This window comes from Acetobacter pasteurianus (assembly GCF_009914215.2).
Classification (GTDB): Bacteria; Pseudomonadota; Alphaproteobacteria; order Acetobacterales; family Acetobacteraceae; genus Acetobacter; species Acetobacter pasteurianus.
In genome coordinates this window covers 141,893-167,411 of record NZ_CP039846.2, presented here as the reverse complement: position 1 = coordinate 167,411, position 25,519 = coordinate 141,893, and the positions used below count along the sequence as shown (strand labels likewise).

At 56.4% G+C, this 25,519-nt stretch carries 17 protein-coding genes; 5 read left to right on the top strand and 12 right to left on the bottom strand.

Translation table 11 applies throughout. The features are described 5' to 3' along the window. Positions 1-17: 17 nt before the first annotated feature. The 3 genes from FCN51_RS13995 to FCN51_RS13985 form a co-directional block, all read right to left on the bottom strand. A complete protein-coding gene (locus FCN51_RS13995) occupies positions 18-542 on the bottom strand; it encodes a SixA phosphatase family protein (protein ID WP_160256217.1) in 525 nt (174 codons plus the stop codon). A 9-nt stretch (positions 543-551) separates the two neighbouring features. Beyond that, the gene (locus FCN51_RS13990) at positions 552-881 is read right to left on the bottom strand and encodes a chorismate mutase (protein ID WP_160256216.1); all 330 of its coding nucleotides are present in this window, start codon (positions 879-881) and stop codon (positions 552-554) included. Between the two features lie 66 nt (positions 882-947). Next, positions 948-1,679 carry a metallophosphoesterase gene (locus FCN51_RS13985; protein ID WP_003622974.1) on the bottom strand — a complete coding sequence of 244 codons (732 nt, stop codon included), beginning with the start codon at positions 1,677-1,679 and terminating at the stop codon, positions 948-950. A gap of 307 nt (positions 1,680-1,986) precedes the next feature. Here FCN51_RS13985 and FCN51_RS13980 point away from each other — a divergent pair, with 307 nt between their 5' ends. Next, on the top strand, positions 1,987-3,504 hold the full coding sequence (locus tag FCN51_RS13980; protein WP_003628680.1) for an acetyl-CoA hydrolase/transferase family protein: 1,518 nt from the start codon (positions 1,987-1,989) through the stop codon (positions 3,502-3,504). Positions 3,505-3,591: 87 nt separating this feature from the next. Here the strand turns inward: FCN51_RS13980 and FCN51_RS13975 are convergent, their stop codons facing one another. From FCN51_RS13975 to FCN51_RS13940, 8 genes are all read right to left on the bottom strand, one after another. Continuing rightward, on the bottom strand, positions 3,592-4,350 hold the full coding sequence (locus FCN51_RS13975; RefSeq protein WP_160256215.1) for a hypothetical protein: 759 nt from the start codon (positions 4,348-4,350) through the stop codon (positions 3,592-3,594). Continuing rightward, complete coding sequence (locus tag FCN51_RS13970; protein ID WP_160256214.1) at positions 4,337-8,884, bottom strand: AAA family ATPase; 4,548 nt, start codon at positions 8,882-8,884, stop codon at positions 4,337-4,339. The genes FCN51_RS13975 and FCN51_RS13970 overlap by 14 nt, the downstream gene beginning before the upstream one ends. Positions 8,885-8,923: 39 nt before the next feature. After that, the gene (locus FCN51_RS13965) at positions 8,924-9,544 is read right to left on the bottom strand and encodes a thioredoxin domain-containing protein (RefSeq protein WP_160256213.1); all 621 of its coding nucleotides are present in this window, start codon (positions 9,542-9,544) and stop codon (positions 8,924-8,926) included. A 72-nt stretch (positions 9,545-9,616) separates the two neighbouring features. Next, on the bottom strand, positions 9,617-10,561 hold the full coding sequence (locus FCN51_RS13960) for a hemolysin family protein (protein ID WP_035365595.1): 945 nt from the start codon (positions 10,559-10,561) through the stop codon (positions 9,617-9,619). Then, positions 10,558-11,064 (bottom strand): rRNA maturation RNase YbeY, encoded by a 507-nt coding sequence (ybeY, locus tag FCN51_RS13955; RefSeq protein WP_003622984.1) that lies wholly within the window; start codon positions 11,062-11,064, stop codon positions 10,558-10,560. The genes FCN51_RS13960 and ybeY overlap by 4 nt, the downstream gene beginning before the upstream one ends. A 16-nt stretch (positions 11,065-11,080) precedes the next feature. Continuing rightward, entirely contained in the window at positions 11,081-12,178 is a 1,098-nt protein-coding gene (locus FCN51_RS13950; protein ID WP_201762585.1) for a PhoH family protein, read from the bottom strand. Next, positions 12,163-13,581 carry a tRNA (N6-isopentenyl adenosine(37)-C2)-methylthiotransferase MiaB gene (miaB, locus tag FCN51_RS13945; RefSeq protein ID WP_160256212.1) on the bottom strand — a complete coding sequence of 473 codons (1,419 nt, stop codon included), beginning with the start codon at positions 13,579-13,581 and terminating at the stop codon, positions 12,163-12,165. Before miaB ends, FCN51_RS13950 begins: the two co-directional genes overlap by 16 nt. A 171-nt stretch (positions 13,582-13,752) precedes the next feature. After that, on the bottom strand, positions 13,753-14,844 hold the full coding sequence (locus FCN51_RS13940; RefSeq protein WP_003628690.1) for a lysophospholipid acyltransferase family protein: 1,092 nt from the start codon (positions 14,842-14,844) through the stop codon (positions 13,753-13,755). Positions 14,845-15,097: 253 nt separating this feature from the next. Between FCN51_RS13940 and FCN51_RS13935 the strand changes: the two genes are divergently transcribed. Together FCN51_RS13935 and FCN51_RS13930 are read left to right on the top strand one after the other, a co-directional pair. Continuing rightward, positions 15,098-17,026: an autotransporter assembly complex protein TamA gene (locus tag FCN51_RS13935; RefSeq protein WP_064776158.1), complete on the top strand. Its 1,929-nt coding sequence runs from the start codon at positions 15,098-15,100 to the stop codon at positions 17,024-17,026. Further along, complete coding sequence (locus tag FCN51_RS13930) at positions 17,026-21,255, top strand: translocation/assembly module TamB domain-containing protein (protein WP_160256211.1); 4,230 nt, start codon at positions 17,026-17,028, stop codon at positions 21,253-21,255. The genes FCN51_RS13935 and FCN51_RS13930 overlap by 1 nt, the downstream gene beginning before the upstream one ends. A 53-nt stretch (positions 21,256-21,308) precedes the next feature. Here the strand turns inward: FCN51_RS13930 and FCN51_RS13925 are convergent, their stop codons facing one another. Then, on the bottom strand, positions 21,309-22,121 hold the full coding sequence (locus FCN51_RS13925) for an exodeoxyribonuclease III (RefSeq protein ID WP_160256210.1): 813 nt from the start codon (positions 22,119-22,121) through the stop codon (positions 21,309-21,311). Positions 22,122-22,226: 105 nt separating this feature from the next. On the opposite strand from FCN51_RS13925, the gene FCN51_RS13920 reads away from it, so the two are divergent. Both FCN51_RS13920 and uvrC read left to right on the top strand, forming a co-directional pair. After that, on the top strand, positions 22,227-23,288 hold the full coding sequence (locus FCN51_RS13920; RefSeq protein ID WP_003628696.1) for a dipeptidase: 1,062 nt from the start codon (positions 22,227-22,229) through the stop codon (positions 23,286-23,288). A gap of 257 nt (positions 23,289-23,545) precedes the next feature. After that, the gene (gene uvrC, locus FCN51_RS13915; RefSeq protein ID WP_003623000.1) at positions 23,546-25,459 is read left to right on the top strand and encodes an excinuclease ABC subunit UvrC; all 1,914 of its coding nucleotides are present in this window, start codon (positions 23,546-23,548) and stop codon (positions 25,457-25,459) included. Positions 25,460-25,519: the final 60 nt, after the last annotated feature.

Below are 25,519 nucleotides of genomic sequence, written 5' to 3'. Positions count from 1 at the left end.
ACCACAGTTTTTTGGGATTAGGGTCGCGCGAATGTGTGCAAATGCATGCTTTGGCCATCGCACATTTGCCAGTGTGTCATATCCGGCAATGTGTCGCTTCCATACATTTCAAAAATGGCAACGGCCCCTGGCGCGAATCCCTGGTCCAGTTCACTGGCCTGCATGTCTAAGTGGTGGGCTAATAAGGAAATACCCGGATTATGCCCTACCATCAGCACGGTAAAAGCTGAATCGGGCACCTGTTGAATACGGGCCAGCAAAGCCTCGGGCGTGGCTTCGTAAATATCTGCGCAATAATCTGGAGTGGGGAGCGCAGGTGGCAGAGCGGCCAGCGCACCCGCCAAGGTCTGCCGCGTGCGTAAGGCCGGGCTACATATAATGCTATCAGGAACAATACGCTGCGCTGCCAGCCAATGCCCGCAGCGCCGTGCAGCCTCTTGTCCCGCAGGTGTAAGGGGGCGGTTCATATCAGCTTCGGCGCTGAAATCTCCTAACAGGGCGGAAGCCGCTTCAGCATGGCGAAGCAGAACAAGGCGACGCATGCGTGGGCCTTACGCCTTTGGGGCTTCGGCTGTTTGCCGTGCAATGGCTTCATGATGCCGGATAACTTCATGGATAATGAAGTTCAGGAACTTTTCAGCAAAGTCCGGGTCCAGATGCGCATTTTCGGCCAGTTTGCGCAGGCGGGCAATCTGCTGGGCCTCACGCGCGGGGTCTGCTGGCGGCATGTTGTAGCGTGCTTTAAGCGCCCCCACGGCCTTGGTGCAGCGGAAGCGTTCCGCCAGCATGGAAACCAAAGCGGAATCGATATTATCAATGCTGCGGCGCAGGTCCTGAAGGGCCTGAGTGGGGGAGATGGACTGGTCGTCTGTCACGGTCATGCTGTTCCGGTTCTGTCAGAATATGCACCAGCGCCTGTAAGATGCGCTGTGGTTGGTAAAGTCTGCTCAGGCTTTTTCCACAAAAGGTGGGGGCAGGTCTAGCCATGCCAGATGCCCCCCTTTGCCAGCACCTGTATCTACAAAAATGGCTTGCCCGCCAGAACGGCCGGGAATGGCCAACGGGCAGCCATTGGTGGAGCGCTGATCATGCCCGCAATAGATGGTGTAACCAGCGGGAATAGTGTTCACCCAGTTAAGTGTGCGTTCGGGGTATCCATCTGGCTGCATGCGGTTTGTGGTTTCCCCAAACAATGCGCGGGAAAGCAGATAGGTGACGCGGCCTAACGGCGGAGGCGGTGGCTCCATCAACATGCGTGGGTCAAACGCGCCGTGCACAAAAACAGTCTGGCCCATAACCATCCATGCGGGGGCGTTTTCCAGCACAGGCAAAAGGGCATGGAGCACATCTGTGTTTTCTGGCCGGTAAAGCTGCGCCAGCGTGTCTTCCAGATGAGGGGTGGAGCGCAAACGCTTGCCCATAAGGGCGCGGCCAAGTTTGCGATCATGGTTGCCAATTAAGAACAGGCCACGCTTTTCATGCATCACCTGCAACATCAGCCGCAAGACACCGGCGCTGTCTGGCCCGTAATCTACCAGATCGCCCAACTGAATCACAAAGCGGTCTGTGGCAACGGCGTGGCGGAAAGCATCCAGATCTCCATGCACGTCCCCCACAATGCGGAGTCCGTTTCGCATTGCATCTTTCACGTTTCCGTCATGGGGAAGCAGTTCAAGCATGGTGTTTTAATCCGTTATTTCCTTACTTCCATGTAGGCTTTTCGAGATCAAACAGGAACTGGAACAGCAAGTTTTTTTTCATTTACCCCCAGATCGTGCACAAGTATGTGACGCGCCAGCACGAAGTGTTTGCGCTTACGTTATACGGGCAATCGGGTTTTTGAAAAAACAGCCTGAAACGGAAGGATAACATGCCACAGGTAGAAGAATGTGCTGGAGCGGCTTCAAACAGTTGCAGCCGTGCCTTCTTGGTGGTCTGTGCTTTCGGGAATTCGGAACAGTTTGAAAAAGAACAGGAAGCCCTCTCATGACAGAGCGCATTCGGAACGTCGCGCTGCGCAGTAAAGTATGTCCGGCAGAAACCGCATCCGAGTTGATCAAACACGGTGATGTGGTGGGCACCAGTGGTTTTACTGGTGCAGGCTACCCCAAGGAAGTACCCAAGGCGCTGGCCCGCCGGATGGAGGCTGCGCATGATCGGGGTGAGAAATACCAGATCAGTCTGATTACGGGTGCCTCTACCGGCCCGCAGCTGGATGGTGAGCTGGCAAAGGCCAACGGGGTTTATTTCCGTTCACCGTTCAATACGGATGCCACCATGCGCAACCGTATCAATGCGGGTGAAACAGAATATTTTGATAACCACCTGGGGCAGGTGGCTGGCCGTGCCATTCAGGGCAATTACGGCAAGTTCAACATTGCTCTGGTGGAAGCGACAGCCATTACGGAAGATGGCGGCATTGTGCCCACATCTTCTGTTGGTAACTCCCAGACATTCCTCAATCTGGCTGACAAAGTCATTATTGAAGTGAATGAATGGCAGAACCCGGCGCTGGAAGGCATTCACGATATTTGGGATGGCAACGTAAGTGGTGCGCCAACGCGTGATATTGTGCCGATTGTGCGGGCAGACCAGCGCGTGGGCGGCACGGTTTTACGTGTAAACCCGGATAAAATTGCCGCCATTGTGCGCACGAATGATCGGGACAGAAACGCCCCCTTTGCTGCACCGGATGATACTGCCAAGGCCATTGCGGGCTATCTGCTTGATTTCTTTGGGCATGAAGTCAAACAGAACCGTCTGCCGCCATCACTTCTGCCGCTTCAGTCTGGCGTGGGCAACGTGGCCAATGCCGTGCTGGAAGGGCTGAAGGAAGGCCCGTTTGAAAATCTGGTAGGGTATAGTGAGGTCATTCAGGATGGCATGTTGGCCATGCTGGATTCTGGCCGTATGCGCATTGCCTCTGCCACGTCTTTCTCACTCAGCCCGGAAGCGGCGGAAGAAATTAACAACCGTATGGATTTCTTCCGGAGCAAGATCATTCTGCGCCAGCAGGATGTCAGCAACAGCCCCGGTATTATCCGCCGTTTGGGCTGTATCGCCATGAACGGCATGATTGAGGCGGATATTTACGGCAACGTAAACTCTACCCGTGTGATGGGTTCCAAGATGATGAATGGTATTGGTGGTTCGGGTGACTTCGCCCGGAGTTCCTACCTCTCCATCTTCCTGTCTCCTTCTACGGCCAAAGGCGGCAAGATTTCTGCCATTGTGCCTATGGCCGCGCATGTGGACCACATCATGCAGGATGCGCAGATTTTTGTAACCGAGCAGGGTCTGGCAGATTTGCGTGGGCTTTCACCCGTGCAGCGTGCGCGTGAAATTATTTCCAAATGCGCACACCCGGATTACCGGCCAATGCTGCAGGATTACTTTGATCGCGCGCTCAAGAATTCCTTTGGCAAGCATACACCACACTTGCTGACAGAAGCTCTTTCCTGGCATCAGCGGTTTATTGAAACAGGCTCCATGATGCCTGCTTAAAGTAAAGGGAGGGGCAGGTTTTCTGCCTCTTTTTTCTGGCTTCTTCCTGCATCTTCTAAAGCGAGGTGGGAAGAAGCCTTTTTATGCTCAGCTTTTGTTGGTTGTTGTATCGGCCAGTTGCGTAGGCTGCTGCGTAATCATGATATCTACGGGCCGTTCAGCCAGAAACTCGCTGGTGGAGCCTTTGGGGGCTCCCGGATTATCCGTAATAATGGCTTCGGCATCGCGGTGCGTCAGCGCAAACAGATGCGGTGTGGCGGAGGGGGAAAGATACGCTGCATAAGGGTGGCGGCCAGCCAGCTTATGGGCGGCATAGGCATCCCGCTCGGAATTTACGGGAATGGCAACCATAATTTTGGAATCTGCATGCAGAACGGTTTCTGTGTCTTTATGGTCTGGAGGCACCAGAATAACTCTGTCCCGCATCCGGGTTTTGCGCACCAGTTTCACCACATTATCTGCACTGGCGCTGTTGATATCCAGCATGAGCAATGTGTTGGAGTGATGGGCAGAAGCCAGCACGCCTTCCAGCTCGTTAGAGCCGGGTTCCACCATAACGCGTCCATCTGGCCCATTGGCAAGTTCCAGCCGCAGCATGGAAGGCACGCCATCATGGGGGGAGGAGGTGGAAACCGGGGTGGTTACAAGCCCTGTACCCGGTGTGCAAACAATCAGCCCGTGGTGGATGCGTGCCATAATGCCATAGGCCTTGGAGTGTTGCACAACCAGTGTTGTACCCACTGCCACGCACAGCCCAACAGCCAGAGCGATCTTTTTAAAGCAGCCACGAGAAGACTTGCTGCTCTGTTGCACAGAGATGTCAGCCGCCTTTTCAGGATGCGACATTCGGTTCTTCCTTATCATTCTGGCCAGCCATGGAGGCAGCCCGTGCCAGATCAACTGAAAGCACGCGGCTTACGCCTCGCTCCTGCATGGTGACACCAAACAGGTGGTCCATATGGGCCATAGTTAACTGATGGTGGGTTACCACCAGAAAACGGGTTCCCGCTTCGGTTACCATATCGCCAAGTAGGGCGCTAAAGCGGCCCACATTGGCATCATCCAGCGGTGCGTCCACTTCGTCAAGAACGCATACTGGCGCAGGGTTACAGCGGAAAACCGCGAAAATCAATGACAATGCGGTTAAAGCTTGTTCACCCCCCGAAAGAAGGGAGAGTGTAGCAAGCTTTTTGCCCGGCGGCTGGGCGTAAATTTCCAGCCCGGCTTCCAGCGGATCATCACTCCCCACCAGCCCCAGATGCGCCCGCCCGCCACCAAACATACGGGTGAACAAAGACTGGAAGTGGTGGTCCACCTGCGTGAACACAGCCATCAGCCGTTCACGCCCTTCTTTATTTAGTGTGCCGATGGAGCCACGCAAGCGGCTGATGGCCGCTTCAAGGTCAGCAATCTCATCCGCCAGCGTGCGTGCTTGGGTAGAGGCTTCTTCTGCTTCAATTTCTGCACGCAGGTTAACCGGCCCCATATCTTCGCGTTCCCGCGTGAGGCGCGAGATTTTACGGCGCAGGGAGCTTTCGGCAGCTTCTGTCAGATCTCCGGTGGGTTGACGCGGCGGGGTGGGTGTATCGGCCAAAAGCTGATCCAGAATGGCCTGAGCCTGTTCACTTTTGGCATCGGCTTTCAGCAGGTTTTCACGCGCTGTGTTCAGTTCGGCTTCGGTGCGGCGGCGCTGTTCATTGGCGGCATTTAAGGCAGATTCGGCTTCAGCGCGTATTTTATCGGCCTGTGCGTAGGCTTCTTCAGCCTCTTCCAATGCTGAAAGGATTTGCTGCTTCTGGCGTTGCGCTTCGGCCGGAAGTTCTGAAACCTTGGTGTGTTCATTACGTGCCGTTTCCACGCGCTGGGCGGCGTTTTCAGCTTCTGCGTTGGCTGTGGCGGCGCGTTGGCTCCATTCTTCTTCTGCGGCCACAAGAGATGTCAGGCGCGTTTCCAGCGTTGATGCTTCGGCCTGCAGCGTGGCGCGCAGTTCTCGCGTGGCGTCTAGCTGGTTGGTAAGGGCCGCGCGTTGGGTGTGCAGATGGGCAAGCGTTTCCTCGGCATCCTGCGGCAGGGCGGCTGCTGTTTGGGCTTCGGTCTGTGTGGCGGCGGTGAGTTTGTCTTGTGCGTCCTGCTGCTCTTGCTGCAATTCTTCCAGCCGAGGGGTTAGGGCGGCAATGCGGCTGCGCAGTGTAAGGGCCTGCTCCTGCATTTTTTGCTGCTGCTGCGTGCTGGCTTGAGCAGCCTGTTCAGCTTGAGCAAAGGCAGATGAGGCCGTTTGAAAAGCCCGTTGCGCCTGTTCCAGATTATCTTGCGCGTCTTTCAGGGCCGCGGCTGTGGCATTTTCTGTTTGGGCAGATGTTAGGCGTTGCTCAAGTTCAAGAACATTGGCTTCTTCCGCTTCCAGATTCTGGCGCAGGCGCAGGCGTTCTGGCGCAAGTGTTTCCAGCCGCGTTGTGGCGGCTGTGTGCTGGTTTTCTGTTTGGGTCTGTTTTTGCTGGACGCGTTGGAAGGTCTGTTCCGCCAGTTTAAGGGCTGTGCGGCAGTCCTGCTCAGCTTTTTGCGCGGCTGTATGCTGTTCCCGCGCAGTGGCAAGGGCTTGCTGAAAGTTTTGAGCCGGGGGTAAGGCCTGTTGTGCCGTTGTGGCGGCTGCCAAGGCAGATTCGGCCTCGGCTTTGGCGGCCAGCGCGCGTTCCTGTTGGGGGCGGAGCGCATCTAACCTTGCCCGGAAAGATGTGTGCTGGCGTTCTAGCTCGGATTCCTGCGTGCGGGCTTTTTGCAGGCTTTGTTCCAGCTTGCTGCGCTCTACACGCTGTTCCTGAGCCTGTTTTTCTCCTGCCTGCACATTGGTGCGGGCGGCTACGGCTTTTTCTTCGGCCTGCGGAACATGCTGTTCCATTTCTGCAATACGGGCCGAGGTTTCGCGCAGAATGCGGCGCTGGGCCAACCTGCGGGCCGAGGAATCGGGCTCACCCGCGCGGGTGTAAAAACCATCCCACCGCCACAAATCCCCAGCGCGAGAAACCAGACATTGCCCCGGTAGAAGTTGTGCCTGCAAGCTGGCGCCATCTGTGCCATCGGGCACAACGCCAGTATATGCCAGCACTCTGTTTAGTTCTGGCGGTGCGGTAATAACGGATTTAAGGGCAACGGCTTTACCGGGCAGAGGTGCGGCAGAGGCATCTTTCAGCAAATGCCAGCCACGGGGGGCATTGTCTGCTGCGGGAGCATCCAGCCCATCTGTGAGCGCTACAGCTAACGCAACTTCATATTCCTCAGGAACAGTGATCTGAGCGGATATGGGTTCAGCCGAGGCTTCTTTCTCATTCCCCAGCGCTTCGGCCAAGCCTTCTGCTTGTGCACGCAGGCGGGTGAGTTCGGCTTGCAGGGTAGTAAGCTGCTGCTGGGTTTGTGTTTGTTCCTGCCGATGCTGTTGCAGGTTGCGCTCAGTTGTTTCCAGCGCCTGCACAACTTTTTGCAGAGCTTGTTCTTGGGTGGCACGTTGTTCCTGCGCTTGCTTCAGCGCATCTTCCGGCGGGGCTTGTGCCTGCGTTTTTTCCAGCGCTTGCGTAAGGGTCTGGGCTTCCTGCGTTGCGCGTTTAAGAGAAGATTCGGCAGCTCGCAGGGTGTTTTCTGCATTGCGGCGCTGGGCTTCTGCTTCCTGCGCAGCGCGGCTGGCATCGGTTAGGGCTGTATTGGTGTTCAGCCGTTCCGTTTCGGCTTTTTCCAGTGCCTCACGGGCAGCGTGCACGGCTTGGGCGGCGGCATCTGTTTCCCGCTTGAGTTGAAGCCGGATGCTTTCATCAACCAAAGCGGCAAGTGTATCGGCATGGCGTTTTTCCGCTTGGGCCAGATCAGCCTTGAGGGAAACCAGCCGAGAGCGCGCCTGTTCCAGCGTGCGGCGGAGCTCCGTCAGCGCTTGTTCAGCAGCCTGCGCGTTATTGCGCGCAACCGAAAGTGCTACGTTGCATTCAGAGCGTGTGCGTTCTGCCGCATCCAGTGTGGTTTTGGCGTTCTGGAAAGCGTTTTGGGCGTCTTCTACAGCTTTTTGTGTAGCCTGAATGGCCTCATCATCTGGCAGTTGCTGCTCTAGCGATGCAAGCTCGGCCTGTAATGCTGTGTATGCTGCCGCAATACGGGCATGGTGGTTTTGTGCTGCCGTCAGATTTTCGGCTGCGCGGTCATGTGCGGCGCGTGCCGTGTTGAGTTCGGCGGTAAGCTGGGCGAGTTTCTGCTCTGTTTCTGCCAGCTCTTTGGCTAACGTCTGCTGCTTTGTCTCTGCTTCCGCCGTGCGCGTAGGCAATGAGGCAATAGCGGCTTCTGTTTCTGCCTTTTCGGCCTTTAGGCGTTCAAGCGTTGCTGTGGCATCATCCAGCCGGGTTTTGGCTGCATCTGCATCTGCTTCGTGCTGCTTTAGGCGTTCTGCGGCATCATTGGCCTGTGTGGCAGCGCGTTCTTCTTCCCGCGCAACGCCTTCGGCCAATACGCGGCATCGTTCCAGCGCAGTGCGGGCCGCATCCGCTTTTTCTCTGGCACCGGGTAAAACCTTGTTGGCTTCAAATTCGGCAACCACAGCACTTTCTGCTGCTTCTTCATGCTCGGTCAGGGCTTTGCGGGCGCGGGCGGCGTTATCAATGGCGCGTTCTACAGCTAGCCGAGCGCGGGCATGTAATACGGCCAGAAGTTCTGTTTCGGCTTCTCGCAACGCGGCAGAAAGTTCACGATAATGGCTGGCATCGCGGGATTGTTCGGCCAGTCCATCCAACCGGTCGGAGAGTTGCTGGCGGCGGTCTTCCGCACGTGTCAGGTTGGATTCTGTAGCACGCAGTTTGAGTTCTGCTTCATGCCTGCGGGCATGCAGGCCGGTAATGCCTGCGGCTTCTTCCAAAATGGTGCGGCGTTCTTCTGGCCGCGCGCCAACCAGCATGGCCACGCGGCCTTGGCTGACCATGGCAGAAGAGCGTGCGCCAGATGCCAGATCGGCAAACAGGGTTTGCACATCTCGCGCACGTACGGGGCGGCCATTTATGCGGTAATCACTGCCAGACCCGCGTTCTGCCCGGCGGGTAATCTGCAGTTCGTCCATATCTGCAAAGGCAGCGGGGCCAAAGCCCTTGGTGCCTTCCAGCGTAACAGTAACTTCGGCTAAAGATCGGGCAGGGCGGCCTGTGGTGCCTGCAAAAATAAGATCATCCATTTCCCCCCCACGGAGGGAACGCGCGGATGATTCACCCATCACCCAGCGCAGGGCTTCCACCACATTGGATTTGCCACACCCGTTGGGGCCGACAATGCCTGTCAGCCCGGGCAGAATTTCCACCGTTACCGGATCCGCAAAACTTTTGAATCCGACAATGCGCAGACGAACGAAACGAACTGTCATGCAGGTATAGGGCGCGGGCTCAGGATAACATGCGTAGGCTTAGCTGGCTTTCGCCAAATATTTGGTGAAGTCTTCATAACTCAGCGCGCTGGACACCTGCTCCTTGTTATTGAAGCGGAAGGTGGGGGTGGAATCAAAATGGAATTTGTCTTGCGCTTCCGTCTGCTGGTTCAGAATGAACTGCATGAGCTGCTGGTCAGCAATGGCTTTTTCAAACGTATCGCCCGGCATGCCGGCAAAGGCCGCCATTTTCTTCAGCTCATCCTTCGGGCTGCCTTCCTTGATGTAGGCCCAGCGGTCCAGGCTGGAAAGCAGGGAGGAACAGAAGGGCTCATACCGTTCTGGCGGCAGGGTACGGGCCACCATGGCGGCAACTGTTGCAAGCTGATCTGTGGGGAAATCATGAAAAATGTAACGGATTTTCCCGGTATCAATCAGTTCTTTCTGTACCTGTGGGAAGGTGTTTTCTGCAAAGTGCGCGCAATGAATGCAGGTAAGGGAGAACCATTCTTCCACAACAACCTTGGCGTTCGGGTTGCCCAGTTCACGCGGGGTAAAGCGTGTATCCGTGGCATCTGCCGCCAGAGAAATACCGCGCAGGGCGGTGGAGGCAACGGCCAGACTTCCGGCAGCGAGAATGGAACGGCGGGTGAAAGACATGGAAATCCGGTCTCCCTTGGTGGGTGCAAATCAGTAAGCGGTTAAAGGCATGACGGCAGATTTGCTCTGCCGTCAACCCACAGATTTATCTGTAGCAGCAGATGTTTCGGCCTGAGCAGGTGTTGCAGACTGTTCGGCCAGCTTGCGCACGCGCACACGGCGGATGTGCCGGGCATCTGCATCCAACACGCGGAAGAGATAGCCATTTTCATGCGTCAGCACTTCACCACGGGTGGGCACATGCCCTGCCATGCGGAACACAAGGCCGCCCACGGTTTCAATTTCGGCCTCTCTCTCACTGTCTGTCAGAATGGGGCCGATGGCTTTTTCAAATTCTTCAATCGGGCAGCGGGCATCTATATCGAAAGATCCATCCGGGCGCGGGGTGATCATGACGATAGCGGGCTCATCATGCTCATCCGAAATGTCACCCACAATGGTTTCAATCAGATCTTCAATGGTTACCAAACCATCAATGCCGCCGTATTCATCAATCACCAGCGCCATGTGGGTCTGGCGCTGGCGCATTTGCAACAGCAGGTCCAGCACCGGAATTTGCGGCGCAATCATTAGCGGTTGGCGCAAAAGCACTTCCAGATTAAAGGCCTCGCTGGTGCCAACATAGGCAATCAGATCCTTCACATGGATCATGCCTACAATATCATCCAACTGATCCCGATATACCGGCATGCGGGAATGGTTTTCCCGCCGCATCATGGCCAGCGCTTCATCCAGACTGATGGAAACCGGCATGGCCACAATGTCGGCGCGGGGCACCATCACATCATCGGCGGAGATGTTGCGCAGACGTAGCACGTTGGCAATAAGCGCGCGTTCCTGCCTGTCTAGCTCCGGTTTTTCACCCGTTGCAGATTCTTCGGGTTCATCCGCAGCCTGCTGCACAAGTGCGGCGATGGAACTGCGCAGATCTGTCTGATGTTTTTTGCGGTGGAAAAAGGAAAACAGGCCGCGACTGCTGGCTTCCTGCTTGTCTGAGGAGGAATCGTGTTCGCTCATGATCGGGGCTTCCAAGGGTTGGGAACCCTGAGCCGCGAAAGCAGGCGGGATTCCAGCATTTCCATTTCGCGCGCTTCACCGGGGTGGTGGTGGTCATACCCAGCCAGATGCAGGCTGCCGTGAATGACCAGATGCGCAAGATGGTCTGCAACAGGTTTGCCGGCTTTGCGCGCTTCGCGCACTACGGTTTCCAGCGCCAGAATAATGTCTCCACCAGTAATGCCGGGCGGAGGTTCAAACGTCAGCACATTGGTGGGGCGGTGCTTGCCACGGTGGCGCCCATTCAGTTCGCGCACCTCCCGATCTGTTGCAAGCACAACAGTATCGGGCAGGCCGCCATATTCTGAACAGGCGGCCAAGGCGCGCCAAACCAGCTGTTCTGGGTTGTGCACATAAGAGCGCCAGCGCCTATCCCGGATAAGGATTTCAGGGCCTTCGTTCTGCTCATCGGAAAAAACAGCCTGAAAAGGCAGACTTTTTTCTGGGGCATCCATATCCTGCATAGGGATATGGGCGGGGCTACTTGGCGGTTCCATTTTTCTCCTGACGGCCCTTGCTACGGGAGGGTTCCCTTACAGCCGTCGCCTTTGCATCATAGGCTTCAATAATGCGGGCGACTAGCTTATGCCGCACCACATCTGTTGAATCAAAGCGGGAAATGGTAATTCCCTTGACGTTTTCAAGCGTTTCCACCGCATCACGCAGGCCGGAGGTGGTGCCTGCTGGCAGGTCGATCTGTGTGAGATCCCCCGTCACCACCATGCGGGAGCCGGGGCCAAGGCGGGTCAGAAACATCTTCATCTGCGCAATAGTGGTGTTCTGGGCTTCATCCAGAATAACAAAGGCATGAGAGAGCGTGCGCCCGCGCATAAAGGCCAGCGGAGCCACCTCAATATCCCCCGATGCCATGCGCCGCACGACCTGATCCCCCGGCAGCATATCATAAAGGGCATCGTATAGCGGGCGCAGGTAGGGGTCGATCTTGTCTTTCATATCTCCGGGCAAAAAGCCCAAGCGCTCACCAGCTTCCACTGCCGGGCGGGAGAGAATGATCCGATCAATGGAGCCAGCCTGCATCATGGCTACGGCCTGTGCCACAGCCAGATAGGTTTTGCCTGTGCCTGCGGGGCCAATACCAAACACCAGCTCCTTTTTGGCCAGCGCTTTCATATACGCAGCCTGACCGGGGGAGCGGGGCTCAATATTGCCATGCCGCATACGGATAACGGGCAGATCGCCTTCCATTTCCGGGGTAGCCTGCGGGGTGTTGGGGAGAATGCTGGTGGTGTTCTGGGGCGGTCGGGACATGCGTATGGCGGCCTCTATGCTGCTGATATCCACGTTTTCGCCTGCTGCCAGTTTTTGGTACAGCACGCTTAGTACCGCACGTGTGCGGGCCGTTTGTTCAGGAACACCTTGGATGGAAATACGGTTGCCGCGCCGGGCAACCTCCACTTCCAAACCTTCTTCCAAGCAGCGCAGGTGCTTGTCGTGGTCTCCCACAAGGCGCGCCAGAAGGGTGTTATCTTCAAACTGCAGGGTAGCAGAGGCATGGGGCATTTCTGCAGCCATGCGGGGTGAGGCGGAAATACGCGTGCTACTCAAGCGGACACACACTCCTCTTCTAAAACGCCGGACAGGGAGTTGGTCAGGCGTTCAACAATACGCACGGGCAGTTCCTTGCCAATCAGATGCTTGGGTCCAGAAACATGCACAGGCTGCAACCACGGAGAACGTCCGGCAATCTGCCCCGGTTTCCGTCCTTCTGAGGTAAACAGAACAGGAATGGTTTTGCCCACAAGTGTTGCATTAAAGGCATCCTGCTGTTCACGCAGCAGGGCTTGCAAGGCTTGTAAGCGAGCGTCCTTCACATCCTCTGGCACCTGCATGCCAGCGCCTGCGGCTGGGGTGCCGGGGCGCGGGGAGTATTTGAAGGAATAAGCCAGAGCAAAGCCGACATCACGCACAAGCTGCATGGTGGCTTCAAAGTCCTCATCCGTTTCACCGGGGTGGCCCACAATGAAATCGGATGAAAGCGCAAGATCTGGCCGGGCTTCACGCAGGCGGCGCACGATATCCCGATACTCATCTGCCGTGTGGCCACGGTTCATGGCACGCAGGATACGGTCAGACCCTGCCTGAACTGGTAGATGCAGAAAGGGCATAAGCTGCGGCAGATCACGGTGGGCGGCAATTAGCGCATCATTCATGTCCCGCGGGTGGGATGTCATGTAACGGATGCGCGAAAGGCCGGGCAGCTTGGCAAGTTCATAGGCCAGTTTTGGCAAATCCCACGTTGAGCCATCCGGCCCTTCACCATGATAAGCGTTTACGTTCTGCCCCAGCAGGCAGATATCCTTTACGCCGCTTTCCACCATCCGGCGTGCTTCTGCCAGCACGGAAAGCACGGACCGGCTGCTTTCTGCCCCACGTGTATAAGGCACCACGCAGAAGGAGCAGAATTTATCGCACCCTTCCTGAATGGTCAGGAAAGCCGTGTAATTGCCTGCGGTTTGAGGGGCTTCCGCTTCTGGCAGAAAATCGAATTTCTGTTCTGCGGGAAAATCCGTTTCAATAACGGCGCCACCGGCACGGGCTGCACGGGCCACCATTTCTGGCAGGCGGTGATAGGTTTGCGGGCCCAGCACAATATCTACATACGGTGCGCGGGCCAGAATTTCCTGCCCCTCGGCCTGCGCCACGCACCCGGCTACGGCAATAATGGTGTGCTGCCCGGATGTTTCCCGCGCTTCCTTGATTTTGCGCAGGCGGCCGAGTTCTGAAAACACCTTTTCTGCCGCTTTATCCCGAATGTGGCAGGTGTTCAGGATAATCATGTCTGCTGTATCTGGCGTGGCAACTGGCTGATAGCCAAGTGGCCGCAGAACATCCCCCATACGTGCACTATCATACACATTCATCTGGCAACCCCACGTAATAACGTGCAGGCCACGGGCAGGGGATGTGTTGGCTGGGGTTCCGGTCATGATGGCAGGCGCTCCGCTATGCCGCTGGCCCATTCCATGCGGCAGGTGGAGGAAATCGGGCCAGAGCGCGTGCAGGTCAAGCCTCTTTTCTCACCAAGGCGAGAATAGTGGAGATGTCAGAACGGCCAAAAAGTATTCTGGCGCTTAACAGACCGAATGTTCCTTATGGGTTTGGTGGCCTGCAACAGCCACCTGTTTTGCTGGCTAAAGTCTTATACGTATTGAAGCAAAAAATGAGGCGGTTCTGTCAAGTATCCTTTTGGCTTTCTTGACAGAAGGCGGCAGAAAATTAGCAGGCAGGGTGGCGGGGTTAAACCGGCCTTTTATAACCGTAGGCTTGCGGTTTTGGCGCAGTTCCGCCGCACCTATGGAAACAGCCTTCCATGCAGCCTGTGCCAGAGCCTTGCGGCTGGGGAACATATCTGGGTCCAGCGGTTCGTGCAGCAACACGGTTGCGCGGGAGCGCTTCCACTTCAGCAAGGACCATACATGGGGACCAAGGTCCATATCTCCGTACCATGAAAACACAGGGCGGCGGAGGCGGGAAATGGGCAGGTCTTCCAACCGGTCATACACAAGGGATACGGGCTGGATCAGGGGCGTCATGCCTGGTTCGAAGGTTATGGGTAGAAGGCTTTTATCCATGCCTTCCTTCAGCCGCGGTAATTTTGCGATGGCAAAAAAGGCGGACATGAACGGCAGTACGCGGGAGCCATCGGATGATGTGCCTTCAGGGAACAGGACAAGATTATCCCCTTCCACCATGCGGCGGATCATTTCATCCCGCTCACGCCCGGTGGTGCTGCGCTGGCGGCTGACAAAAATGGTGCGCCCGATTTGGGAGACCAAGCCCATGATGGGCCATTTTTCAATATCGCCCTTGGCCACAAACACGGAAGGCAGAATGGTGCCCAGCACCGGCACATCCAACCAAGACATATGGTTGCAAATATAGATAACGGGCCGTTCACCCCGCTGGCGGGCCTTTAGGCCACCCACCGTGCCCACGCGTTGGCCCACAACATGGATCTGCAACCCGATAATACGGCACAGCACACCCCAGATCACCCGCGTCCAGCGGATTTTGGGCGTGCCGGGCACAAGCAGCAGGCAGGCTTCAAAACCCACAGACAGCGGCACCCAAACAACCAGCGCACCAAGGCGCAGGGCCGCCCTTAAATCTGCCGTGCGGCGGAAATAGGCTTCCACCCACGCAGGTAAAGGGGAAATGCCATGGGGCTTCTTTTTAGGGGAAGCGTAAGGGGGGCGGGTTTGGTCAGACGGGCGTGGTGTCATCGTTTCATTTCTGCCAGACACAGCTCTGTCGGACAAACGCGCCCGGCAGCGGCGCAGATGGAATGAAAAAGCATGCGCTCTCTTACCGCGATTTTAGCCGGCTGGACAATCCATCTCCCAATTTAAGCGCAACAGAAGCTGTTTTCGGCTTCGGCACCGCATTTTTGTCATGGTATGTGCATAAAAGGGTTTGTAAGCAGAACTTTGACAAATAGGTGGCAGGCAGATTTTAGTGAGGACACGCAAGAACAACATGCTGAACAGGCTTGCTCTCACTGCGAATCGTGTTCTGGCTGGTGCCGCCTTGTGGGGCGCATCGTCCTGCCTGTCATGGTCATGGGCGGCAGACCCGCAGCCGTACACCACCAAGCTGGTGCCTACGGGGGAGGCGGATCTGGATACGGCTATCAAAAGCTCATCCGATCTCCAGTCTCTCCAAGCCACGCATGCGGTGGGGCCGTTTGCATTGGCCGGGCGTGTGCGGAATGAATATGACCGCTTGCGCACCGCGCTGGAAAGCTGCGGGTATTACGCAGGCACGGTGCATATCACCCTCAGCCGGAATGGCGGCAAAGATGCCGTGAAGATGGACGGGATGTCTCCCGCTCTTTCGCAATGGATCGAATCCGTACCATCAGGTGAGAAAATTCAGGCCGAGGTGAAGGTGGATAAAGGCCCACTGTTTCATCTGGGTACCGTCACACTGGTAGATGATAAAACCGGCAAACCACCTGTTTTAACGGATGCTCAGAAAAAAGCCTTTGGCCTTGCGTCGGGCCAGCCTGCGGTTGCCAAAACGGTGCTGGATGGTGGCAGCAATCTGATGGACGCCTTGCGTGAGGATGGGCATGCCCTCGCCACGGTAGAAAAACCCAAAGCCTATCTGGAACCCACCACACATACGCTGAACATTACCTACCCCGTAACGCCAGGGCCGGTGCTGAATATTGGCAAGATAGACACAACCGGCCTGAAGCAGGTGCATGAAAAGTTTGTGCGCCGCCGTATGACGGTGCAGGAAGGGCAGCTTTATCAGCCCTCTAAAATTGAAAATGCACGGCAGGATCTGGCCTCCGTTGGAGTGTTTTCCAACGTAACGGTGCAGGATGCCTCCACCTACGCAGTGGATGGCACCATGCCGCTTGATTTCAGCTTTAAGGAAGCCAAGCGCCACTCTGTAGGGGCAGAAGGTGGTTATTCCACAGATTTGGGTGCCCGTGCTGGTGGGTCATGGACACATTATAACCTGTTGGGCAATGCAGAGCGCCTGCGCCTTACCGCACTGATTACCGGCCTTGGCGGCTCTGCCCAGCAGGGTTTGGGGTATGATGTGTATGCAGATTTTTTCAAACCCGATTTTCTGGAACGCAACCAGAATTTGAGTGCGCGTATTGAAGGGCTGCGGCAGTTGTTCTGGTCCTACCGGCAAACGGCGTTTTTGATCCGTGGCGGTATTACGCGCCCGTTGGCAAAAAACTGGAACGGCAGCTTTGGATTGATGGCCGAGCAGGAAAAGATCGAACAGTTTGATGTAACGCGTGATTACACCATTATTTCTGCCCCGCTTTCTGTCATGTTTGATAACACCGGCGTGGGGAACCCTATTGAACCTGCAACGCACGGCGTACGTGCCAGCATGAGCATTACGCCTTCTGTTTCCTTGGGGAACAAGGGCAGTGGCACCTCGTTTTTTGCCATCCTGAACGGCACGGCCTCGACCTATTTTGACCTGCACCACCTTGGCATCAGCAAGCCGGGCAACAGTGTTCTGGCTTTCCGCGGCATGGTTGGCAGTATTCAGGGCGCCAGCACGTGGGATATTCCGCCAGATCAGCGCTTGTATGCAGGGGGTAGCTCCACGGTGCGAGGCTTCCGCTGGCAGGGCGTGGGGCCACAGTATAAAAATACGCGCTATGCCATTGGCGGAACTTCTCTGGATGCAGGGAGCGCCGAATTCCGCCAAAGAATTATCGGTAATGTGGGTATGGCCGGGTTTATAGATGCCGGTCAGGTTGGTAGCAGCAGTTTGCCATTTACCGGCAAGCTGCGCGTGGGTGCTGGTGGGGGCGTGCGTTATTATACGCCCATTGGCCCCATTCGGCTGGATGTTGCCGTCCCCCTTAACCGCGCCCCACGTGGTGATAAGTGGGACCTGTATATCGGCCTTGGGGAGACATTCTAATGGCCGATACGCCAGAACCCATTCTGCCGCGCACACCGGATAAACCTGCCCGCCCGCTCTGGCGGCGTGTGGGGCGCATTGCCCTTATAACTGGTGGTTCTCTGGTTGGTATAACCGGCCTTGCCGTGGCTGTTTTGCTAGTGGGGGCCAATACCGGGCCGGGCCGCAAAATGCTTATGCATCAGACATCCTCCCTTACGGGTGGAATGATCGGGCTTTCGGGTATGTCTGGGCGCTTTCCAGATAACTTCCGGCTGGATACGCTGGAAATTCGCGATAAGCAGGGCGCTTGGCTTACGCTGCATAACGTGGCGCTTAACTGGTCACCTTTGGCTATAATTGGCCGCACAGCCCGTATTTACGCCGTTACGGCAGATGAACTGGATATTCCGCGTCTACCTGTGTCTGACCCAGCCAAGCCCGCGACACCTTCCAAAAGTTCGCCTTCTGCGCTGCATCTGGGTGTGGATATTCGCAAACTTGCGGTGGGGCGTATTAATGTGGGGGCGGCACTTGCGGGTTCTCCCGCCAGTTTTGCTCTGGCCGGGCGGGGCAGAATTTCAAACATTGATCCGGTTATCAACGGGCTCAGTCTGCCGTCTCTGCCGGGGGCAGATATTGCCCTGCACCTGAAAAGGCTGGATGCCGCTGGACAGATTGATCTGGCAACTACGACCAACAAAGGCAAGCTGGGCCTGCATCTGGATGCCAGCGAGGGCACGGATGGTTTTGCAGCCACACGCCTGAAAATGCCGCAACTGGTGCCACTGGCGCTCAAGCTGGATATCAATGGTCCACCATCTGCCGCTGTACTGGGCTTTGCCGCTTCTGCCGGGGATATAAAAGCTCATGCAGATGGCGTGCTGGACCTGCTGGCCGAAAAGCTGGGCAATTTGAATGCTGAGGTAGATGCGCCAGCCATGTCCCTTTCGCCTGATCTGGCATGGGGCGGTATTCATTTAGGGGCGCAGCTTCACGGTAAAATGGCCGCACCGCTGGGCACGGCGCAGGTGCAGGTAGATCAGCTTGCTGCATCTGGCGCTGGCGTGGGTACGCTGAAAGTTCAGTTCTCGGGTGAGAACGGCAGTGCCGATATGGCCAATTTGCTGCATGTGGTAGCAACGGCAGATGGCGTGCGCCTGCCGGGCAAGGCACCTACGCTGCTGGCTTCTGCCCCGTTGCAGCTTGATGCGCAATTGGAGCCACAAAAACCCGGCAAGCCGCTGGCCTTTACGCTTTCTCACCCTTTGCTGAATCTTTCTGGCAATGTGCAATCTGCAGCTCCGCAGCGCGGCACGGTGGCGTTAAAGCTGCCAGATTTGCTACCGTTTGGTGAAATGGCCGGCACGCCTTTGCGCGGCAGTGCGGGCATGAACGCGCAGTTTGACCTTCCCGCAAAGCCGGTGGGAGACACACACCTTACAGCAGATGGCACGCTGGCCATTACGGGTGGACAGCCCCAGGCAGCCGGATTGATAGGGGCGGATGGCAAGTTTGCCCTTACGGCCACCATGCGGCCCTTGGCTGCGCAGGATAAACTGCCAGCAGCCAAGCAGATTGACCTGCAAAGTCTGACAGTAGATGGCCGTGCCCTGAACCTTAAAGGTGGCGGGCAGGTAAATACAGGCCGGGATATGGATCTGGCGTTTGATCTGGGGCTGACAGATCTGGCGCGGGCATTACCTTCTCTGCGTGGTGCGCTCACACTCGCCTTGCAGGCCAAAGGCCCGATGCAGGATTTTACAGCCACACTCCATGCGAAGGGAGACCCCGGCACCGCCACCATGCCGCGCGGGCCGATAGAGTTGGATGCCAATGTGCAGCACTTGCCCACTGCGCCAGAAGGTACGGTGCAGGCACATGGCACGCTTAACCGCGCACCATTGTTGCTGGATGTGGCTTTGGCCCAAAGCGCACAGGGTGACAGGCAAGTTGATATTCGCAAACTGTCCTGGAACAGCGTAGCCGGGCAGGGGCAGCTTTCTCTCCCCACAGGTGAGGTGGTGCCGCTGGGCACGTTGGACCTGAAGGTTGGGCGCTTGGCAGATTTTCGCCCGCTTATTGGGCAGGCTATTTCTGGCGCGCTGGCGGCTTCTGTTAAAACCACGCAGGTGGCGGATAAACCTCAGGTTGCCCTTAAGCTGGATGGCAACGTGGCCATGCCCAGTGTGAAAATTGGCTCTCTGGCTCTGGCAGGCACGGTAAAAGATCCGGCAGCTCACCCCAATGCTGATCTTACACTTAAACTGGGTGGTCTTTCTGCTTCTGGCGTAACCGGGCAGGCGCGCCTGAGTGCCAAGGGGCCGGATAACGCTATGGCGCTTACCGCGCAGGTGGGCCCAGCAAGCTGGTCTGGCAGCCCCTTGATGCTGGATACCGCAGCCCTGTTAAACCTGCCTGCCAAACAGGTGAAAGTGCAGCGGCTGAATGCTACCGCCAAGCAGGAAACACTGCGTCTTTTGGCTCCAGCGCTGGTCTCGTTCGGGGATACGATGGGGGTTGATCGGCTGCGGGCCACGTTGGTAACCGCAGGCAGCCAACCCGCTACCATTGATGTTGCAGGCAAGATCAAGCCCTCTTTGGCCGTTACGGCGGACATTCGCAATTTAACGCCCGCACTGGCGCATCCGTTTGCGCCAGATTTTAAGGCATCTGGCACGGTTTCCGTTCAGGCCAAGGTGGCGGGAACATTAAATGCACCCCAAGGGCAGGTGAAGCTGACCGGGCGAGATTTGCGCATGGCTGGCAGTTCTGCCGCAGCTTCCATTCCGCCATTGCATCTGGATGCCGCAGCCAATCTGGCAGGAAGTTCTGCCAAGGTGCAGGTTGCCGCGGGCGCTGGCCCCAAGTTGAGCATGAACGTAGCAGGTACAGCCCCGCTGAACAAAACCGGTCCGATGAATTTGCGCGTGAATGGCAATCTGGATTTAAGCATTGCCAATGGCATTCTGGGTGCGCAGGCGCGGCAGGCCATGGGGCAGGCCCAGATGGCGCTGCTGGTTGCGGGCACCATGTCCTCCCCCCGCGTAACTGGCACAGTTGATCTGCGTGATGCCGATGTGCAGGATTTTGCCCAAGGCTTCCATCTGGCCAATATCAATGGCCGTGTGGTGGGAGAGAACGATAAGGTTGTTATCCAGAACCTTACGGCCAAGGCGGGTGATGGCAGCTTGGGCGTAACCGGGTTTGTGGGCATTGGCTCCCCCGGCATGCCGCTGGATATTCACTTGCAGGCCCATGATGCCCGGCCCATTTCCAGTGACCTGCTAACCGCGGTGATGAACGCAGATATTGCCGTAAAAGGGCAGGTGCAAACCCGCATGGATGTTGATGGCACGGTGGATTTGCGGCGTGTGGAAATCAATATTCCCAATTCCTTGCCATCTTCTGTGGCACGGTTGGATGTTGTGCGCCCCGGTGATGAGCAAAAGCAGGCGGAAGCAGCCAAGGCAGAAAGTACAAAGTCTGCTGTTATCGGGTTGAATCTCAATGTCACATCACCGGGCAAATTTTTTGTGCGCGGGCATGGTTTGGATGCTGAAATGGCCGGTAGGCTGAAAGTTGGCGGCACCACACAGGCGCCGTTGATGAGCGGCGGGTTTGATCTCAAGCGCGGCAACTTTGATCTGGCCGGTATTTCGCTCAACTTCACCAAAGGTCGGGTGGCCTTTAATGGCTCTGGCGTTGGCCACAAAATGGACCCTACGTTAGACTTTGAGGCCGACCGTGCCGTGCAGGGCCAAACGGCCATGCTCAAGGTGGGCGGTTATGCCAGCGCGCCCAAGATTACGTTTGAATCCATGCCACCCCTGCCGCAGGATCAGGTTCTGGCCATGCTGTTGTTTGGAACAGATGCGCACTCTCTTTCCTCCACGCAGATGGTGGAACTGGGCACGGCACTGGCCACGCTTACAGGGCTTACGCCGTTTGACCCCATGGGTACCATCCGCAAAACCCTGCATCTGGACCGCTTGGCCATTGGCGGCGGCTCTGGCGTAGGGAATGGTGGCACCAGTGTTGAGGCTGGCAAATATGTGATGAAAGGCGTTTACGTAGGCGCCAAGCAGGCTACATCTGGTTCTGGCACGCAGGCGCAGGTGCAGGTTGACCTGACAAAGCACCTGAAGCTGAACACAACGGTGGGCACAGGCGGTACCGTCACCGGCTTTACCACCCCGGAAAATGATCCGGGGAGCAGCGTGGGGCTGCTGTGGCAGTATCGTTACTAAGCATTCAGGCGGATATTTGAGGCGCTTACAAAAAGAGCGCCTCAAACCGTGCGTTAGTCTGAAAGGCTGAAATCCACCACGACTGGCACATGGTCGGAGGGGCTTTCCCAATCTCGCGCTTCACGCACAACCGTCATGCCGTGTAGGTTGGGCAGAAGGTCGGGCGTCATCCAGACATGGTCCAGCCTGCGGCCACGGTTGGATTTTTTCCAGTCCCGGTTACGGTAAGACCACCATGTATAAAGTTTTTCATCCGCTGGTACAAAATGGCGCATGGCGTCTACAAAGCCGGTTTGCAACCAGCGGTTTAGGCGCTCTGTTTCCGGCGGGGTGTGGCTGACAATTTTAAGAAGTTGCTTGTGGCTCCATACATCGTGCTCAAGTGGCGCAATGTTGAAGTCCCCCACCAGCACCGTGCGGTTGAGCGGGCGAGACTGAAACCACTCGGTTACTTCCTCAACAAACGCCAGTTTGTGAGCAAATTTGGGGTTGATTTCCGGGTCTGGTTCATCCCCACCTGCGGGAATGTAAAAATCGTGCAGTTCCACTTCGCCTTCTGGCGCGCATACGGTGGCGGCCACGTGGCGGCAATCTTCCTTGCCGTACCATACCGGCGTTTGCGTGACAGGCTTTAACGGATGGCGAGAAAGAATAGCCACGCCATTATAGCCTTTCATGCCCCGGTAATGCAGGTGCTCAAAACCCAGAGCCTTTACGCCATCTTCGGGAAACAAAGGATCCGGCACCTTGGTTTCCTGTAGGCACATAACATCTGGGGCAAGATGCCGCACCAGCTTTTCAAGCAGAGGCAGGCGCAGGCGGAGGGAATTGATGTTCCATGTTACTAATCGCATGCGCCGTGGCATGACGGATTGCGGTTTGCAGGGCAAGCAAAAACAGGCGCATAAGTGGGGTAGGTGGAACCAGGCTGTTCCCTTGTAATTTCATGTAACAGGGCCATTTTCTAAATCATGACAACCCAACCTTCTTCCGTTTCTCCGGATGCAGTTGCGCTGCATCGTGCCTTGTTCACTCTGGATAGCCATATCGATATTCCGTGGCCCGACCGGAATGATGCGTTTGAGGATACGGCAGACAGACGGGTGGATCTGCCCAAAATGCAGCAGGGCGGCATGTCTGCCGGGTGCTTTGTGGCATATATCGCCCAGGCCGCCATAGACCGGGAAGGGCACACACAGGCGCAGCAGCAGTGCTTGGCTATGCTGGATGCCATAGGCCGCATGCAGGGCACCCATAATGGTATCAGCGCACGTGTATGCTCCACTGTGGCGGATATGCGCGCTGCGTTTGAGGAAGGCGTGCTGGTTGTTGTTCCGGCAGTGGAAAATGGCTACGGCATGGGGGATGATCCCGCATTGCTCAAGCAGTTTCGGGCCAAGGGTGCGCGGTATGTCACCCTAACTCATAATGGCCATAATGCGCTGGCAGATGCGGCCATCCATCGCCCCAGTCTTGGGGATGCACCACAGCGTCATCACGGTCTTTCCGCTCTTGGGCGTGAAGCGATTGCCGAAATGAACCGCCTTGGCATTGTGGTGGATGTATCTCATTCCTCCAAACAAACCATGCTTCAGGCTGTGCAGGTTTCTGCCACACCTATTGTGGCCAGTCATTCCTGCGTGCGCACGCTTTGTGATCACCCGCGCAATCTGGATGATGAGCAGTTGGATGCGCTGAAGGAAAGTGGCGGTGTTATCCAGATTACGGCCATGCCTGCGTTTTTGAAGCCCAAGCCGGAGGAAGGCAAACGGCAGGGTTTTGTAGCCGATCTGGTGGACCATATTGATTACGTTGTGCGCAGGTTGGGGCCAGAATACGTAGGTATTTCCTCAGATTTTGATGGTGGTGGGGCGCTGGAAGATTGGCAGAACGCCACACAGGGCGTGAACATCACTGCCGAGTTGATGCGCCGTGGATATGATAAAAGTGAAATTGCGGCTTTCTGGGGAGAAAACTTTCTGCGCGTGTTGGAAAAGGCGGAACAGGTGGCAGAACAAAGCAGGATTGCATGAGAACAAAAAACTGCAAAAATTGTCCACTTCCTGTCTTGACATCGCGTATTTTCAACAAAAAGTTCAAAAACCACAGGGTGTCAAAAAACCGCAACACATTAAATCTTTTGAAATCAGTGAGTTGGCGGGAATGACCAAAAACTGTGCAATCTGTTGAAAGGGCTGACTTTCTGCGGTTTATGATGAGTCAGCCCCAGCTGTTCCACAGAGTTATCCACAAAAACGGTGGATGAAATTTCCCTTTCGACCAAGAGCGTATGATGACAGCTGATTCTACCCCTTCAGATACCCTGCCTGTGGCGCAGGAACAGGCAACCCCTGCCGTAAAAGGGGTGGAGGCCATTCGGCATGCGCTTAAAACCATGCCGCTTTCGCCCGGCGTGTATCGTATGCTCGGGGCTAAGGGAGAGGTGCTGTACGTTGGTAAGGCGTTAGCACTTAAAAAGCGGGTAACATCGTACACCCATATTAACCGCCTGCCCGAACGGCTGCGGCGCATGGTTTCCGAAACGGTGGCAATGGAAATTGTGACCACCCACACGGAAGCTGAAGCGCTGCTGCTGGAGGCCAACTACATCAAGCGCATGAAGCCGCGCTTCAACATCCTGCTGCGGGATGACAAAAGCTACCCGTGGCTGATGCTGACAGATGCACATGCGTTCCCGCAAATTGCCAAGCACCGTGGTAAGGCCGTTAAAGGGTCCAGCCTCTGGGGGCCGTTTGCTTCGGCTTGGGCTGTTAACCAGACGCTCAACCTGATCCAACGTGTTTTTCTGCTGCGCTCCTGCACAGATGCGGTTTTTAATTCACGCACACGTCCTTGCCTGCTTTATCAAATCAAACGCTGCTCTGGCCCATGTGTGGACCGGATAGATCAGGAATCCTACGGGCAACTGGTAGAGCAGGCGCGGGAGTTCCTGTCTGGCAAGGATACGGCGCTGCGCGAAACCTTGGGGCAGGAAATGAATGCTGCTGCGGAAGCGCTGGATTTTGAGCGTGCGGCCGTGCTGCGGGATCGTATTCGTGCGCTGGCACAGATGCAGGAATCCAGCGTAATCAACCCGGCATCCCTACAGGATGCAGATGTGCTGGCACTGTGGCAGGAGGCCGGGCACGCCTGTATTCAGGTCTTTTTCATTCGTGGTGGGCGTAATAATGGCAGCCGCTCGTTCTTCCCGGCCCATACGCAGGATGCCACGCCCGCAGATGTGCTTTCTGCCTTTATCGCGCAGTTTTATGATGACAAACCATGCCCTGCCCAGATTTTGGTGAATTATGAATTGCCGGAATCTTTGCTGCTGACGGAGGCTTTATCTCTCCGGCGAGGTCGCAAGGTAGAAATTCTTGCTCCGCAACGGGGCGAGAAAAAGCAGGTGCTTGATCATGCCGTAACCAACGCGCGGGATGCGTTAAGCCGCAAGCTGGCAGAAACCGCAGGGCAGGCCAAATTGCTGCAAGGCGTGGCAGATGTTCTGGGGCTGGATGCGCCGCCCGAACGCATAGAAGTGTATGATAACAGCCATATTCAGGGCTCACACGCCTATGGTGTGATGATTGTGGGCGGCCCGGAGGGCTTTAACCGCAAGGCGTATCGCAAATTCAAAATCAAAGGCCCCGTTACGCCGGGAGATGACTTTGGCATGATGCGCGAAGTGCTAGAGCGTCGCTTTGGCCGCGCCTTAAAAGAGGCGGAGGAGGGAGATACCTCCAACTGGCCTGATGTATTGCTGATTGATGGCGGCGCAGGGCAATATTCCGCCGTGCGCAGTGTGCTGGATGATCTGGGCGTAACCGGCGTAAAGCTTGTGGGTATTGCCAAGGGGCCAGACCGTGATGCCGGGAAGGAATGGTTTTACACAGAGGACAAGGAACCCTTCCAGCTCGATTTGCGAGACCCCGTACTGTACTATCTCCAACGGCTGCGTGATGAGGCACACCGGTTTGCCATTACCACCCACAGGTCTGGCAGATCTAAAACACTGGTGAAGTCGGAACTGGATGATGTGCCCGGTATTGGGCCGGCGCGTAAGAAGCTGTTGCTGAACACATTTGGTTCAGCTCGCGCCATCAAGCAGGCCGGTTTGGCAGAGCTGGAAGCCGCCCCCGGCATTAGCCGAGAAACAGCGCGCGCCATTTACGGCCATTTTCACCCGGACTGGACGCCGGGATGACCATAAGCATATGAGCATTGCGCAAGAATTCTGGATATCTGACACCTTTGCGATGGCATA

Bases quoted from the DNA above. Each gene is read 5' to 3' on its own strand.
- FCN51_RS13995 (WP_160256217.1), bottom strand. From the start codon at position 542: ATGCGTCGCCTTGTTCTGCTTCGCCATGCTGAAGCGGCTTCCGCCCTG.
- FCN51_RS13990 (WP_160256216.1), bottom strand. From the start codon at position 881: ATGACCGTGACAGACGACCAGTCCATCTCCCCCACTCAGGCCCTTCAG.
- FCN51_RS13985 (WP_003622974.1), bottom strand. From the start codon at position 1,679: ATGCTTGAACTGCTTCCCCATGACGGAAACGTGAAAGATGCAATGCGA.
- FCN51_RS13980 (WP_003628680.1), top strand. From the start codon at position 1,987: ATGACAGAGCGCATTCGGAACGTCGCGCTGCGCAGTAAAGTATGTCCG.
- FCN51_RS13975 (WP_160256215.1), bottom strand. From the start codon at position 4,350: ATGTCGCATCCTGAAAAGGCGGCTGACATCTCTGTGCAACAGAGCAGC.
- FCN51_RS13970 (WP_160256214.1), bottom strand. From the start codon at position 8,884: ATGACAGTTCGTTTCGTTCGTCTGCGCATTGTCGGATTCAAAAGTTTT.
- FCN51_RS13965 (WP_160256213.1), bottom strand. From the start codon at position 9,544: ATGTCTTTCACCCGCCGTTCCATTCTCGCTGCCGGAAGTCTGGCCGTT.
- FCN51_RS13960 (WP_035365595.1), bottom strand. From the start codon at position 10,561: ATGAGCGAACACGATTCCTCCTCAGACAAGCAGGAAGCCAGCAGTCGC.
- ybeY (WP_003622984.1), bottom strand. From the start codon at position 11,064: ATGCAGGATATGGATGCCCCAGAAAAAAGTCTGCCTTTTCAGGCTGTT.
- miaB (WP_160256212.1), bottom strand. From the start codon at position 13,581: ATGGGCCAGCGGCATAGCGGAGCGCCTGCCATCATGACCGGAACCCCA.
- FCN51_RS13940 (WP_003628690.1), bottom strand. From the start codon at position 14,844: ATGACACCACGCCCGTCTGACCAAACCCGCCCCCCTTACGCTTCCCCT.
- FCN51_RS13935 (WP_064776158.1), top strand. From the start codon at position 15,098: ATGCTGAACAGGCTTGCTCTCACTGCGAATCGTGTTCTGGCTGGTGCC.
- FCN51_RS13930 (WP_160256211.1), top strand. From the start codon at position 17,026: ATGGCCGATACGCCAGAACCCATTCTGCCGCGCACACCGGATAAACCT.
- FCN51_RS13925 (WP_160256210.1), bottom strand. From the start codon at position 22,121: ATGCCACGGCGCATGCGATTAGTAACATGGAACATCAATTCCCTCCGC.
- FCN51_RS13920 (WP_003628696.1), top strand. From the start codon at position 22,227: ATGACAACCCAACCTTCTTCCGTTTCTCCGGATGCAGTTGCGCTGCAT.
- uvrC (WP_003623000.1), top strand. From the start codon at position 23,546: ATGATGACAGCTGATTCTACCCCTTCAGATACCCTGCCTGTGGCGCAG.